Below are 13668 nucleotides of genomic sequence, written 5' to 3'. Positions count from 1 at the left end.
CCCACGCAGGGGTCGGGGCGCGAACCCTGGGCGGGGGCGTGAAAAAGCCCCGGTATGGATGACGACATTCAGAAGTTCAACACCGCGGATGCAATGAGCAGATGCACCTGCTCTGCCCAAAAACGGACCGCATGCTCAAGATGATTCTGGACAAGTTCGTGTTCTTCTGCGGCTTCCTCATAGGCGTCAACGACGACTTCCTGCCCATAGTGACTTTGCAGCCGCGCCTGAAAAAGACGTTGTCAAACCCGTAGGCACACATTCCCGCCGCCATTTACGCGGCTGCACCCCCTACACAGGCACGGTCTCGCCGTTATCCTTCATAGCAATCGAAAGAAGCGCATATGAACCAAGAGACAGCCCTCATTGCCCAACATGACGATGTCGCACGCGGACATCGGTTCTCGAACGTCGTCTATCAGGGCGAGACGTGGGACTTGTCGCACCTGGATCCCTATGCTTTTCGGGCTGAGCTGAAACCTGATCTGACCGTTGATGTCGTGGTGTTCTTCTCGTGCCATTGCTTCACGCATGCGGAGAAGAAGGACAACCGCACCTCGGTTCCAGCGGAAGAGATTTTCATGGAGGGGCACGTCCGCCGCGTCCTGAATCCAGAACGCTGGCGACTGTCACGAGAGTTGCTCCCCGGACTTGAGGGGCTCTTGAGGAATCAACAAATCCGTGTGCTGGGCGGCCCCTTGAGCAACTATGCGATCTTCACCGCGACCGACACAGAGGGCAGGACGGTCAACTACGGCGTTTTCTTCGCCGTGACCAAGGATCGGAGCAGGCGCAAACGCATCTTGCTCCGGGTGCAGTCGGCATACGTGGTGGAGGAGTTGACCCCGAAACTCCAGAAGGCGCGCAAGGTCAACCTCGACGTGCTGCTGCTGGCGACCTACGAGGGCCGGAAGATCAAATCCTGAAAAGACAACAGCCTCCCGAAGGAGGCTGTCGCATGCGAGGCTCTCTTTTTAATCCCACTCCAGGTGGGACCCGCGACAGGGGGAGGTTGCGGGCGGCACCGGCACCATGTTCTCGCTTGTAGGTACCGGCCTTTGGTGCGTCAATAGTAGCAGTAATAACGTTCCCGGTCACGAAACTCCGTTTTTGCCGGTGTGGACTTAAGGAGTGCTGACCTCGCTCACGGGCCTTCAAAAGTACGGATCAGACCGGCCGCGTCCCCACCTGCGCATGCCAGGCCGTCTGCCCTTCGAGTTGGATGCCCTGCCCCTTCGCCTGTCCGAAGCGGAGGTATTCACCATCACAGAGCGCGGCGGCCTGATGCGAGAGCTGCTCGCGCAGTTCATGTGGTTCGGCGCGCAGCCGATTGATCACCAGCTTGCTGACCTTGATCTCGCGGCAGCCAGGGCAGAAGTAGTGCGTCCAGTTGTCGTAGTCCTCGGAGTACGCCCGGGCAGTCTGGCCGCACAGCGGGCATGGCGATGGGAATGCGTTGGTATTGCTCATACCCCCTACGGTACGGGGCCCGCGGGCTGCCGGAGAACCCTAGCCGGGGGAAATCGGGACCACTGTTGCCCAGAAGCGACGAAGCTCCCAAAGGCCTGGCTCCCGTTCAAATCTCGAAGGGCTTCCGATCTCGGCCCTCGATCCACCGAGGAGCCCGGCCACGGCCCGTCCAAGTCTCGCCGGTCTTGGGATTCCGGTACCGCGCGTTTGGGGGCGTGTTCAGTGCGAAGAGATCGCCGACTTTGAGATCGTGTTGCTTCACCAGAGCCCGTGCTGCATCAATCGCATCGAGCCTCATGGCTCCATAGTACTCAGCGATCTTGGCGTCCAATGCAGCTTTCTCCTGCATGAGGGACTTGTACTTGCGTGACATGTGTTCGGGGCTCCGGCCAGAAATGTGCACCGTTCCGGGTCGGGGTTGCAGAGGGAAACTCCCTCCTCTCCCTGAACCGGGGCTCACCCTGCGGAGCGGCAAGCGACGTGCCCAGCTTGGGGTCGCCCAGAAACGACGAAGCCCGCGCGGGGCGGGCTATTGGCTATTTCGTGGTTTTAATTAGCTCAGTCAATAGCTTCACGACGGCGCTACTAGGTAGCATGTCGCTCAACTCGTCCTTCTTGTCCTCGCCTTTTTTCTCCTCACTTTTCTTTTCAGCAGGGAAAATCGCCCTTACCAATACCGTCATGAGGATTGTGGCTGGCGTGAAGAACGCGAACAAAATCAGTATTGTCTGCCATCCAAACATTCGGCTGCTCATGCAAACAAAAGTTATTGCACCAAAGATAAAAAGTGATGCAGCAGCAGCGAGTACGAAATAGAACGAATGGACTCTGGACGCGTAGGCAAAATTCAGATCCCGAAGTTTCGCGTTGTCCACTGCAGTCGCGCTAGGATCAAGTGGTCCGCGCTCAATAGGATCAGAAATCGAACCTGGATCAGCCTTTGCTGGTGGCTTAGACCCTCCGGCACCGTTTTCCAATGCCGGCGGGACTGGCGGAATATCCGTCATGTAGACGACAACAGCCCGAGGTTGACAAGGCGCCAGCGCATAGCCGAAGCCGAAACACCGAAACGAGAAGCCAAGTCTTGAACAGTCTTTACACCGTGGTGTGTAATTGCGCTGTTCACCAAGCTCTCGGGCATCAGCAGTTCCGCCGCAAAACGGTTGGCTTCAACTTCCTCAGGTTGATGTACACGTCCAGTGAAGGTCTCTGTGGTGTCGCGGAACAGGGTCCGTCCATCCGCCATGTGACCAGAAGCGTAGTGACCGATCTCGTGGGCGATGGTGAACCGCTGACGCTCACGACTTTCAGTCAGTGCGTTGTAGCGGCAATAGAGTTGCGGTTGTGTCGCACCGGCTGGGGTGTGCCAGTGCAGCGCGCCGCTCAGCCCTTTCTTCACGTCGCCGTCCGTCAAGGGCACAACCTTCATACCCAAGCCCTCAGCGATCAGCCTGGGATCAACAGGAAGTACACCGTTCCAGAACCGATCCAGAAGGGACGACGCAGACACTTTTTCCATGGCGGCCTCCTTTCTTGATAGTTGGGTGCATGTGTATATCTGTACAGAAAAATTGTATCAGTAATAGCTAAACTTGTTTACCGATTTCCCCCGTCCGAGCCTTGCCCCGTAACACCTCTTACGTGGATGTGCGATGCACGGTTGCATGCCCGGGCGGTTACATTTGCGGCCAGGAGGACACCCATGCACCCCATCACTGGCTCCATCGCCGCCCTGCTCCTTGCAACGCTCGCCGCCCCCGCCCTGGCCGCCAACATGGCCACGTGCCTGCTGGACAAGCTCCCGGGCACGCAGAACGATGTCGCGGCCCAGGCGGTGTTCCAGGTCTGCAGCGCTGAGCATCCCGGTGGAATCCAGGCCGTACCCCAGGGAGATGGCCGGGGCATGCTGGGGTTCAAGTCCGGGCCAGAGTGCACAGCGAAGAAGGCGGGGGACACGCGGAGCAACCGGGCGGCGGAGCTGATTGGGATGGCTTGTCGGAGGCTGTATGACGAAGACGGCCCCTGGAACCAGTACAAGGCCAAGCCCTAAGCTCGCTCCCAGTTCCGTTGGTCGGACGGGTCACCACCTCGGAACTTCCATCCGCCCTCAACCGTGCCAGCGGCCGGTGCTTGCCGCGAACCCGCCTGCGCCGGCTGCTGCACAAACTGCCCGCTCTGGCGATTGAACACCGTGGACGGTGTGTTGTAGGCCCGCTGGGACACCGGATCGATTTGCTGGCCACCGGGCACCACCAGATACGGATCGGCCTGCGGCGTTCCGCCCTCGATATCCCGCATGTACTGCACCAGGCTGCGGCGCTTGGTCGGGTCTTGTTCCTGGGCCACCTGATTGCGCGCTGCCTCCACAAGCCGGTTGGTGCGGTTGCCGTATCCCTGCGTCTCACGGTCCATGTCCAGGCGCTGCTGAGTCAGCCCGGCCTGCATGCCGGCGCGCTGGTTCTGGCCCTGCTGCTCCATGGCGGCGCGCACCAGAGCATTGCCCTGTCGCATGCCTTCTGCCTGCAGGCCTGGGGCGGCCTGCTGCAGCACCTGGTCAGTCGCCAGCATGGCCTGGTACTTCTGCACAGCGGGGTTATTCTCAGCGCCACGGCCGCCCCACTGCTGGGTGTTCTTGATGGAGCTGGCCGAGACCTCGGCATTGCGCAGCGCGTTGCGTGAGGCCCAGTCGTTGCCGCTGTGGGCAATGGCGGCCTGCACCAGGGGGTTGCCCAGCGAGGTTGACAGGCCGGGGGCGATGCCCTGCATCTGCGATCCTGGCGTGGCTCCGCTGGGCAGCGAGTTCATGGTACCGCCAGGGGGCTTGCCGTTGATGGTGATGTCGCCGCCGATACCAGCGGGCCCGCTGTAGCTGTTGCCTTCGCGCGTGATGTTGGCCGGGCCAGAAGGTGCGGCAGGTCCAGGCATAGGCGCAGCTGCGGCGCCAGGGGTGCCTGGAGTGCCGGGTGCGCTCGCTTGCTGCGCCATGGCGGCGGCCACCAAGGGATTGGACTCACGCGTGATGGGCGCCGGGCCGGACGGCGCAGGGCTGTCGGCATTGGCCGCGCCGGCCAGCGCAGCACCGCCGCCCACCACGGGCGCATAGGGTGCGGCAGCTTGGGCGGCCTGGCCAAGCCCCGACATGGCCGGCTGCGATGCCCCGAAGGCCCGGGCGACGAGGCCGGTACCGCGCAGCGCGGCGCCAGGGATGCCGCCGGCACTGGGCAGCGCGGCCAGGTTGCGGCCGAAGTCGTTGTTCAGGGGATTGTTCTGGGAGCCGTCGGGCGTGGGCGCCTGCGGATTGCCGCCCACCGGGATCTGGTTGATCAGCGCGTCACGCCGCTGTGCTGCTTCGAGAAGGGGATTCGTGGCCATGAGTGTTCCTTGCGGAGTTGCTCATGGCAGTGTGCGGATATGCTGTCGGCGCGTCGAACCCCAGTGGGGGCATCAACAATCAATCAGGGAGCGGTTCCGGATGACACCAACAGTACTTCCAATGTGGCTTGAAGTTATGAAGGCGGTGGCGCCACTGCTGGCCGCATTGCTAGCGGCAGGCGTAGGTGCATGGGTTGCGCACAAATTCGGAAGTATTCAGGCGAGCATCGCTCGACAGCAGGCGGAGACGGCAGCGGCCTCAGCGAAGACCGCTAGGAACAAGCTCAAGCTTGACTTATTCGACCGGCGAATGGCAATTTACAAAGCTACGGCAGATGCAATTTCGATAGCAGCGCAGCAAGGAGACTTCACAACGGCGAACGCAAATGCTTTCGAATCAGGTGTACAGGGAGCGCGCTGGCTTTTTGGCAATGATGTCGTCAGCTACCTTGAAAACGAGCTTCGTCCACTATTGGGCCAAATAAGGTACGCGACCTCTGATCTTGACGAATCATCGAGCGAACAGGACAGAAATAAGGCCGCAGTAAAGAAAGTAAACATCATTGCTGAGCTTATGCATCAAACAAGCAAGGTTGACTATGTTTTTGCCGAATACCTGAGACTGGATACTTAGGAAAATTCATGTATCAGGCCAGCGGCCCCGGCACAGCCACCTCACGCGACCGCACCCACTCCTCATTCCGCCCGCTGGCCTTGCGCCCGAACTCCGCTTCGAACTTGGCCAGGGCCACAGCGGCCTTGGCGTCGTTGTGCATGTCGGTGTCCTCACGGCCGTAGGCCCGACACAGCATCCAGTGCACCAGGGCGAAGTGCAGCTCGGGCCGGATCTCGGGCTTGTCCATGCAGGTGCGCATTGGCTTAAGCGGCAGGCGCTGCACCGTCAGGCGCAGCTCACCGTCTGCTGCAGGCCTGGGCCACAGGTGCAGCTTGCCGGTGGTCATGCCGGCCACCAGGCGCTGCGGCACGTCCTGGCGCTCCTGAAACTGCCAGCCCGAGTGGTAGCAGTCCATTTCGTCCACCGAGATCTCTCCGACCTCCTGGCCGTTGATGAAGGCACGCAAGATCCGCACCACCCTGCTGTCCAGGTCCACCGTCTCGGCGCCGGCCAGGAAGGCGATGCGGCACATGGGAGAGACCGAATCGCGCAGCAGCTGGCCACGGCGGCAGGCTTCGACCTGGGCCTCGTTGGCGTAGATGGTCAGCAGTTCATCGCTGCAGAAGACATCGGCGTCGCCACCGCCGACGGCCCGGCCCTGGTCGAGCGCGTCGGCCCGGTATTGCTTGATCAGGTCGTCGAGGGTCATGGCGGGCCTTCAGGTCAGGAGGCGAGGATCGAACGCAGCCAGGCGGAGCCCAGCCGGTTGTCGTCGCGGTTCACCTGGAACGGGTAGCGCATGCTCTTGGTGGGCTGGACCACGTTCATGCGCTCGCCCAGGCGGTCGTCCAGATCCTGTTCGTAGCCGGTCTCCTTGGCGCGGGCCAGGCGCTCCACGAATTTGCGCTTGACCACGATGGGTACGTCACGGCGGAACATCTGGATGACACCGTTCACCGAGACCTGCACGAAGGGGGCCTCGTTGTCCTTGCCAGCGGACAGCACGGTGACCATCACGGGCTCGTTCATGAAGGCTTCGAGCTCGGCGTCCTTGAGCGTGACAGGTGCGTCGATGAGCTCGGGAGAGAAGTCAGGGGCAATGCCGAACTCCATCGGGGCGGTGGCGCCCAGGTACTCGTTGGTCGAGTCCAGTTCGGGCTTTCGGGGGGATGTGGCCATGTTGATGTCCTTGCGAGGATGTGAGGTGGCCCGGGGCGGCAGCCCCAGGACCACGGTTGGGCTTCAGCTGCGCGCTTCGTAGACGCAGGTCTTGGAGGCCAGGACGGCCGCCAGGGTTGCGTTCTGCGACACGCGGAACCCGCGTTCATCGACCGTGATGCCGTTGGCGGCATCCAGGGTGCGGACACCATCGGCACCGGTCTTGAGGCACGTGCCAGCTGCCATGCCCTCGAACCACTCGATCTGCACGCGGTCGGTGACATTGATCCAGCGGACCTGGCTCGGCTTGAAGCCGGTCTCGACGCGGGTGGTGTCCCCCGCGACGATGGCGGTGGCGTCGTAGACCACCTTGCCCTGGGCGGAGCTCTGGGAGTCCTGCTTGTCGGTCTTGGTGCGGGTCTGGCCCGCGGTGTTGTCGGCCATGATGGGTTCTCCGTCGGAGTTGAGGTTCAGAGTGGAGAGAGGGCCGAAGCCCTCCCCTGCCTTACAGCGCGGTCACCCCGGCTTCGGTGACAGCCATCCAGCCCTCGTTGAGCATGGTGCAGGCCATGTAGAACTTGGCGCCCACGTAGCCGCGCTGGCCCAGCGGGTCGCTCTTGTCCTTGACACCCGGGGGGATGTAGGTCGGGTCCAGCGACTCCAGGCCACGGAGGGTGAGCTGGCCCCAGGCATCCTCGCCCACCATGATGAAGGGGTAGACGTCCACGTTGGTGCCACCCATCAAGCCGGTGCTGCCGATGGCCGCGCCAGCGTTGGCGTAGGGAGCCAGCTCGGGGCTGGTGATGAAACGGAAGTTCTCGCAGGAGCCGATCTCGTAGGGAGAGACGGGCTTGCGGGAGCCGTAGTCGCTGACGTGCAGGAAGCCCGTCAGGTCGCGGATGTCGGCCTCGGCGTCGCTGTGCACGAACACCAGATAGGCCGCTTCGACAGATTCGGTCTTGATGTTCGGCGAAGGAGCCAGGATGGCCGTGATGCGTTTGGCATGGTTGGCCTGCAGATTGCGGCTGACCTTGCGCAGCAGGTTCAGGCTGATCTTCGCGTTCACGGCTGCACGGCTGGCACCGCCACCGGCATAGAACACGTTGGTGCAGGCCTTGAGCACGCCGTAGCGGATCATCTCGCGCACCAAGGCAATGCGCTCGCCGCACTGCTTCTTCATCTCGGCCGGCACGTCGTCCTCGTACGTGTCCACCGTCTGGTCGGTGAGCTGGTAGAGGCAGCCGTACTGCTTGATGGTGACCTGGATGTCCTGCGGCACCAGCGTGTCGGCGCCGGGCGTCACGCCTTCGGTCAGCTCGTGGGCCACGGGATTGGCTTGCGGTCGGTTGCGCGTGTTCCAGTCGGTGTTCGCCGCACCCCAGGGGAGGTAGCGGCGGTGCACGATGGTCTTGCCCTGGTTCTTGGGCATCGCGCGCTGCTGCCCGGTGATGCCGAGCACTTCGCAGGGCACGGCGTGCTTGAGGATGTCGCCCTTGATCTTGCCGATCCGGGCAGCGGGATCGCCGCTCTGAAACTGAGCCATGGTTTTCTCCTTTGCTGCTTGCCCGGATTACGAGCGGAACGCAGCTTCAAATGCTTCCTGTTCGGTGGGCGCGGCCTGGGGGCGCGGCGCGTTGCCGCTGGGCGTCACGGCAGCCTTGAGCCGCTGCTGTCCCTTCGCGGCCTTGTCGGCGGCGGCGGTGCGGGCAGCGGTCCACTGGTCGTATTTGCCGATGACGGCGCCCAGGCTGTCAGCAGTGCCCGCTTCCGCGAACTCCTGCTGCACCTGTTCTCCCTGTGCGGTGAGCCACAGGTTGAATTCCTGCGAGCCCACCTTGTCGCGCCAGCCTGTGTGCATGCGGTCCAGCACGGCCAGCTCCAGCGCTGCAGGGTCATGCTCGGCCGGGGCTGTGTGCTCGCCACCCGTGGCCACGGGCTGCTGCACGGGAGCTGGCGGGGCTTCCTGGCGTTGTTGCTGGGGGGTGATGCCCAGGGCACGGACGTAGTTGGCAACGTCGGGATAGTCCTTCTCGAACTGCTGCAACTCCGGGGGCAGCTCGGGCGCCGGTGCTGGCGTCGGGGCTGGTGCAGGTGACGGGGCCTGGATGCGGCTGTTGAGTTCGCCGATCTTGCCGTTGGCCTTGCGCAGTTGCTGTTCGAGGGAATCCACCTTGGCGGCGCTGCCCAGCAGGCGCTGCAGCTCGCTGCGCTTGTAGCCTTCGAACACCACCGGGTCGTCCTCGGCGCCCCCCTGCCCCGGCTGGGCTTGCTGCCCCTCGGGAGCGGGCGGAGCGTCAGCGCCGTCCTGTGGTGCATCGCTGGCCTGAGGCGCTGCGGCTGCGGGCGCTGGTGCGGGGGCTTCTGCAGGTGCCAGCGCGGGCGCTGCACCAGCCTCGGCCGAGGCATCCGAAGATGCTGCGGCGGGGGCTGGCGGCGGCTCCGTTCCGGTCACGCTGGCAAAGGCCTGCTCGAAAGCTGCCCGCTCCTGCGCCTGTTCCTGCTGCTGTTGTGCGTCCATGCGTCATGCACTCCTGTGTTTCATGCCAAGGTCAGTAGCTCTCGCCACCAGCGTCGGCGGGTTGTGCCTGGGCTGACGGAGCCAGCGCAAGCAGTTCTTTCCATGCCGCGATGCGCCCACGCAGTTCGGCGGTGCGCAGCGCGTCCATGGTTGGGCTGTCGTTCTTCTTGCGCAGGGTGTCGATCTGCGCGTTGGCATGGCGCTCGATGGCGCGCCATGTCGGTGAGGTGAAGTCGATGCCCTGTGTCATGGAGGCAAGTGTTCCGGGAAGCCGCGCCTCTGACGAACCCTGGCCGGGGGTCAGCCTCGCGCGCCGTCAGCGGCCGGCGTCTCGATGCCCTGGCGCACGCCCAGCAGCGGGCTATCCGGACGCAGCGGCGTCAGCGGGTCGGTGTTGTTGGGCATGGCGCCAGGGTCGGGCTGCTGCTGGGGCGTGATCCAGCCGCCCTGCGGCACGATGGGGGCGGCGTCCTGGTCCTGAAAGCCAACCGACCTGGCCAAGCCGTCGGCGAGCGTGGCCACGGCCGGATTCATCGAAATGAGCTGCCCGGTCTGCACGCCGCTGTACAGCGTTTCCATGCCGGTGTTGGTGGCGTCGGCATCGGCCTTGCGGGCCTGGGCTGCCAGCAGCTGCGCCTTGGCCTGCACCGTTGGGTCCTGCCCCTGCTGGGCGCGCTGGGCCTTCTGCTCGTCCGTGTACTGGAAGTTGGTGGGGTCCAGGCGCTGGCCCTTGCACAGCTCGGCCGCCAGCTTGGCGGGGTCCAGCTCGTAGACGGGATTGGCCGACACCTGCAGCAGCGTCATCAGGAACTGCTGCTGCGCGTCCCGCTCGACCAAGGCCGAGCTGGCGCGCACGTCGATCTGGAAGTCGCCCTTGATGCTCTCGTCGTCCGAGTAGGTCATCATCCAGTCGAAATACCGCTGGATATGGGGCCGGGTCATGTAGTCGTCGAACCGCTTGGCCAGGCGCCGCAGCACGCTGGTGGCGTTGTTGTTCTGCATCTGCATGCCGCCCAGGGTGTTGGGTGCATCGCCGCGGATGCCCTGCAGCATGGCTGGCATGCCCGTGGTGTCCTCGGCCATCTTCAGCGCGAAGTTGATGATGTTCATCAGCGGGACCTGCACACTCGGCACCACGAAGGCATTGAAGGCGGCGCGCACGTCGGAGGCGTCCGCATCGGCTTCGGCGCGCCAGACCTTGCCGGGGCGCAGCGCATAGTTGCCGTCCTGGGGTGTGATCCCGTTGCCGATGATCACCTGCGGCGAGGCCGACAGGCCGGCGTTGTCCATCATGGCGCGGGCCGAGCCGTTGAGCATGCGCTGCGCTGTGCGGACCTGCCGGCTGATGCCGACACCCCAGGGCATGCCAGGGCGGCGCTGCCAGGCCAGCACGTCATAGGGGAACTCGCCATCCTCCTGGGGGCTGAGCACGACCTTGACCAGGCGATCGTTGATCATCACCGCCATGGTGGGCACGCGGTCCTCGTCGCCCTCCTCCATCTCCACGCCCAGGCGCGCCAGGTGCTCGCGGGCGCAGTGGCCGTAGAAGATCCACATTTCGAACTCGTCCTCGCCCGGACGGTAGACGGCCTCCGTGCCCTCGCGGGTGCGGGCCGGGCCTTCGCGCAGCGCGGCCAGCAGTTCGGCAGTCTCGTAGCTGGGATCGGCCGCCATCTCCTTGATCTGGCGCCGGCCGATGTGCTCGCGCTCCCAGGTGTAGCTGCCGTTGTGGATGTTTTCCCCGCAGGACGGGTCCGGAAAGAAGTTCCAGACGTCGATGCGCTTGGAACCTGGCTTGATCTCATCCACCTTGATGAACTCGGTCAGGCCCGTGGCCGGGTCCTTCCGGGTCATGCGTGCCGTGCGCGTGATGGGGAACGGCCCCTTGAGCACGCCGGAGCCGATGCGCGCGGAGTCCTCGATGACCTGGCGCACCTCGCCGTGCCAGTTGCTCTCCACCAGTGGGTCCTCGATGGCCTGCTGCATGCGCTCGGCGGCCTCCTTGGCCTGGCCTGCCTGGGCAGCCATCTGCTCATGCACGACAGCCGGGTCCGTGGCGCCCATGGCCTGGGCCAGCATGGTCAGCTGTGGCCCGCTCAGGCGCGGCAGCGGCGTCGGCTTGATCTCCCAGGCCCGATCATCCGTGGGCAGCAGCATGTCCGCCACGCGGGCGCTGGCCGCATCGGTGTAGGGGCGCGTGATGTTGAGGAAGACGACCGACCGGGCCGGGCCCTGCTGCCGGGTCTGTCCGCCGATGATCGCTGTCTTCCTGCTGCGGTACAGCTGGTTGGCGTTCTGGAAATTGCGGTTCGCGTCGTCGATGCCCTGGTAGTGCTCCTCGTCCTCAGTCCACTCCTCCTCGATGCCGGAGCCGGCACGGCCGGCAATGGCCTCGCGGCGCTTGGTCAGGAGCGTCAGGACGAACTCGGCGCGCAGGTCGCGCTGGGGCTCGCCGCTGTCGTCGTGCTGCTGGGCCTGCAGGCCCCCATGGTTGGTGGTGGCTTGCATGTCAGTACCCTATCTCGTTGTCCAGTGGCTGCCAGCCGCCGCCCCGAGGAGCGACGGGCCGCTGCTGCTGTGAGCGCAGCATGTGCTCGGCCGATTGAGCGATGTAGCGGAAGTTGTCGGCGCCGTGGCTGTACTGGTCGTGCAGCGGTCCCATGGCCTCGCCGGTCTTGGTGCTGACGTGGCGCTGGTACCGCTTCAGGCACTCCAGCAGGCGCGCCGTCTTCGCCGCGTCGAAGTAGCAGCGCGGGAACAGCATGCGAGCGGCCTTGATGCCCTCTTCCACGTCCAGCGCGGCCAGGCACACGACCTGCCTGCGCCCCAGCTCGCGCAGCAGCATCTCGGCGTTCTTGCCGGTCTGCGGGTTCTTGGTCTTGCCGTCGTGAGGCAGGTAGTCGATGCCCCAGCGATACGGACGCTTCTCCAACTGGGTCACGTACCAGTCATAGGTATGGTGGCTGTCTTCCAGGTAGTCGATGACGCGCACATCCTGCGGACCGACCTGGACCATGGTGATGGTCATGGCGTCGTTCCAGCCCAGATCCCAGACCGTGTGTACGGGCAGGCGCGGATCGTATGGGACGCGGCAGGCCCGGCCGTCGGCATACAGGTGCTCCACCTCGTGGCGGTAGATGGCGCCAGCCGCTACCTTGCGGGCCTTGCCCTCCCAGATGTGCTCGTAGTCGTCCTTGAGCATGGAGCGCTTGGCCTTCTGGCGCTCGTCCTCCAGCACGACAGGAAACCAGGGGTTGTCGCGCCAGTTGATCTGGCAGACCCACGTGTCCGGGCTGGGCGTGGCGATGAACCGCTGGTAGGTCTCGTCCGTCTCCATGTCCGGATTCAGGGTCAGCCAGATCTCGGAGCCCTCCTTGCGGATGGTCGGGATCAGCACGTCCCAGGACTTCTTGCTGACGCCGTGGGCCTCTTCCACCCAGACGATGTCCACGCCCTCGAAGGACTTGATGGTGTCCACCGTGTGGGACTGCAGGCCCGAGAACAGGAACAGCGAGCCGTTGATGCCCCGGATCTCGGAGTCCAGCACCTCGAAGAAGGCTTCCAGGCCCAGGCGCGAGATGGTGTCCTTCAGCAGGCGATGCACCGAGTCCTTCATGGACCGCTGGATCTCGCGGGCGCACAGCACGCGCAGCGGCCGGTCGGCGGCCATGGCCAGGAGGACAGCAGCAACAGCCCAGGACTTGCCGCCGCCACGGCCACCGTGCATGACCTTGTAGCGCCGGGGCGAGAACAGGGGCTGCAGCTTCTCGGCCAGCTGCAGCTTGGTGAATGGGAGCTCGGCGGGCGCGTTCATGCGTCGTCGTCCTCCCGCACAGCAGGCCGCACGAACTCCACAGCGATGCGGGCCACGCCGCCCTCCCCTGGTCCAGCACCCACTGGATCAACCTTGTCCATGCCGAAGGCGGTGCGCTCCATGTCCACCACGACACGCAGGCTCTCGGCCAGCACCTTCAGGGTCTTGGAGCGCTCAGGCAGGCTGATAACGGCCTCCAGCAGTTCACCATAGCGGTCGCGGGCGGCCTTCTCGCCTGGAGCCACGACGGCAGCGGCCAACTCCCGCAGCTTGGCCAGCGTGGCCGGGTCGGTCTGCTGCTCCAACTCGTCCATGAGCCTGTTGGTGAGCTCGCGAACACGGCGCGCATCCTTGCGGTGGCCCAGCCGAACGTCGGCCACAGCCTGGGCATTGCCGTCGATGACAGCCCGTTCCCGGACTTTGGTATCCGCGGATACCTGGCTGGATACCGCCGCCCTGGATACCAGCGCATCGGCCTTGGCCTGGATCTTCTGGGACAGGTCGCGCTCCCAGCCATCCCGCTTGGCGCGCTTGTTGATGGCGCCGTGGGTGATGCCGTTCTCGTCGGCGATCTGGCGTAGGGTCTTGATGCCGGCCCGGTAGTCCAGCTCTATGCGCTCCCAGTCAGGGGAGCGGGAGCCGGGGGCTGCGCCCCCGGCACTGGGGGCTTGATCGGGATGCGGTGAAGATGGCATGCCCGGAGTCTCCCGGGCGCGTGTC

General features: G+C 64.5%; 18 protein-coding genes. 4 read left to right on the top strand and 14 right to left on the bottom strand.

The window, feature by feature from the left end; all coding sequences use genetic code 11:
- The first annotated feature begins 101 nt into the window (after positions 1–101).
- Both KDK82_RS32700 and KDK82_RS09020 read left to right on the top strand, forming a co-directional pair.
- Positions 102–254, top strand: coding sequence for a hypothetical protein (locus KDK82_RS32700; RefSeq protein ID WP_179217875.1), 153 nt, complete (start codon positions 102–104; stop codon positions 252–254).
- Positions 255–344: 90 nt separating this feature from the next.
- Positions 345–926, top strand: coding sequence for a hypothetical protein (locus KDK82_RS09020; protein WP_088164624.1), 582 nt, complete (start codon positions 345–347; stop codon positions 924–926).
- Between the two features lie 241 nt (positions 927–1167).
- Here the strand turns inward: KDK82_RS09020 and KDK82_RS09015 are convergent, their stop codons facing one another.
- The 4 genes from KDK82_RS09015 to KDK82_RS09000 all read right to left on the bottom strand — a co-directional run bounded on the left by KDK82_RS09015 (position 1168) and on the right by KDK82_RS09000 (position 2989).
- Positions 1168–1470 carry a hypothetical protein gene (locus KDK82_RS09015; protein ID WP_088164623.1) on the bottom strand — a complete coding sequence of 101 codons (303 nt, stop codon included), beginning with the start codon at positions 1468–1470 and terminating at the stop codon, positions 1168–1170.
- Between the two features lie 106 nt (positions 1471–1576).
- A complete protein-coding gene (locus KDK82_RS09010) occupies positions 1577–1843 on the bottom strand; it encodes an H-NS family nucleoid-associated regulatory protein (protein ID WP_088164622.1) in 267 nt (88 codons plus the stop codon).
- A gap of 163 nt (positions 1844–2006) precedes the next feature.
- Positions 2007–2477: a hypothetical protein gene (locus KDK82_RS31855; RefSeq protein WP_143343417.1), complete on the bottom strand. Its 471-nt coding sequence runs from the start codon at positions 2475–2477 to the stop codon at positions 2007–2009.
- Complete coding sequence (locus tag KDK82_RS09000; RefSeq protein ID WP_088164620.1) at positions 2474–2989, bottom strand: ImmA/IrrE family metallo-endopeptidase; 516 nt, start codon at positions 2987–2989, stop codon at positions 2474–2476. The genes KDK82_RS31855 and KDK82_RS09000 overlap by 4 nt, the downstream gene beginning before the upstream one ends.
- A gap of 183 nt (positions 2990–3172) precedes the next feature.
- On the opposite strand from KDK82_RS09000, the gene KDK82_RS08995 reads away from it, so the two are divergent.
- The gene (locus KDK82_RS08995) at positions 3173–3520 is read left to right on the top strand and encodes a hypothetical protein (protein WP_179217874.1); all 348 of its coding nucleotides are present in this window, start codon (positions 3173–3175) and stop codon (positions 3518–3520) included.
- Here the strand turns inward: KDK82_RS08995 and KDK82_RS08990 are convergent.
- Complete coding sequence (locus KDK82_RS08990) at positions 3517–4842, bottom strand: hypothetical protein (RefSeq protein WP_088164619.1); 1326 nt, start codon at positions 4840–4842, stop codon at positions 3517–3519. The genes KDK82_RS08995 and KDK82_RS08990 overlap by 4 nt on opposite strands.
- A gap of 100 nt (positions 4843–4942) precedes the next feature.
- On the opposite strand from KDK82_RS08990, the gene KDK82_RS08985 reads away from it, so the two are divergent.
- Positions 4943–5476 (top strand): hypothetical protein, encoded by a 534-nt coding sequence (locus KDK82_RS08985; RefSeq protein ID WP_143343416.1) that lies wholly within the window; start codon positions 4943–4945, stop codon positions 5474–5476.
- Positions 5477–5489: 13 nt separating this feature from the next.
- Here KDK82_RS08985 and KDK82_RS08980 read toward each other — a convergent pair whose 3' ends face one another.
- The 9 genes from KDK82_RS08980 to KDK82_RS08940 all read right to left on the bottom strand — a co-directional run bounded on the left by KDK82_RS08980 (position 5490) and on the right by KDK82_RS08940 (position 13643).
- Positions 5490–6167, bottom strand: a complete 678-nt coding sequence (locus tag KDK82_RS08980) for a hypothetical protein (protein WP_088164617.1) — start codon at positions 6165–6167, stop codon at positions 5490–5492.
- Positions 6168–6181: 14 nt separating this feature from the next.
- Positions 6182–6637 (bottom strand): hypothetical protein, encoded by a 456-nt coding sequence (locus tag KDK82_RS08975; RefSeq protein ID WP_088164616.1) that lies wholly within the window; start codon positions 6635–6637, stop codon positions 6182–6184.
- Positions 6638–6700: 63 nt separating this feature from the next.
- A complete protein-coding gene (locus KDK82_RS08970) occupies positions 6701–7060 on the bottom strand; it encodes a hypothetical protein (protein WP_088164615.1) in 360 nt (119 codons plus the stop codon).
- A gap of 61 nt (positions 7061–7121) precedes the next feature.
- Entirely contained in the window at positions 7122–8159 is a 1038-nt protein-coding gene (locus KDK82_RS08965; RefSeq protein WP_088164614.1) for a N4-gp56 family major capsid protein, read from the bottom strand.
- A gap of 27 nt (positions 8160–8186) precedes the next feature.
- Positions 8187–9134, bottom strand: a complete 948-nt coding sequence (locus KDK82_RS08960; RefSeq protein WP_088164613.1) for a hypothetical protein — start codon at positions 9132–9134, stop codon at positions 8187–8189.
- Positions 9135–9165: 31 nt separating this feature from the next.
- A complete protein-coding gene (locus KDK82_RS08955) occupies positions 9166–9384 on the bottom strand; it encodes a hypothetical protein (RefSeq protein WP_088164612.1) in 219 nt (72 codons plus the stop codon).
- A 50-nt stretch (positions 9385–9434) separates the two neighbouring features.
- The gene (locus KDK82_RS08950) at positions 9435–11642 is read right to left on the bottom strand and encodes a hypothetical protein (RefSeq protein ID WP_088164611.1); all 2208 of its coding nucleotides are present in this window, start codon (positions 11640–11642) and stop codon (positions 9435–9437) included.
- A 1-nt stretch (position 11643) separates the two neighbouring features.
- Complete coding sequence (locus KDK82_RS08945) at positions 11644–12948, bottom strand: PBSX family phage terminase large subunit (protein WP_013802101.1); 1305 nt, start codon at positions 12946–12948, stop codon at positions 11644–11646.
- Complete coding sequence (locus KDK82_RS08940) at positions 12945–13643, bottom strand: hypothetical protein (protein WP_088164610.1); 699 nt, start codon at positions 13641–13643, stop codon at positions 12945–12947. The genes KDK82_RS08945 and KDK82_RS08940 overlap by 4 nt, the downstream gene beginning before the upstream one ends.
- Between the last annotated feature and the right edge of the window lie 25 nt (positions 13644–13668).

The sequence above is a fragment of the Delftia sp. K82 genome (assembly GCF_002193035.1).
Classification (GTDB): Bacteria; Pseudomonadota; Gammaproteobacteria; order Burkholderiales; family Burkholderiaceae_C; genus Comamonas; species Comamonas acidovorans.
This window is presented reverse-complemented; position numbering and strand designations above follow the sequence as displayed.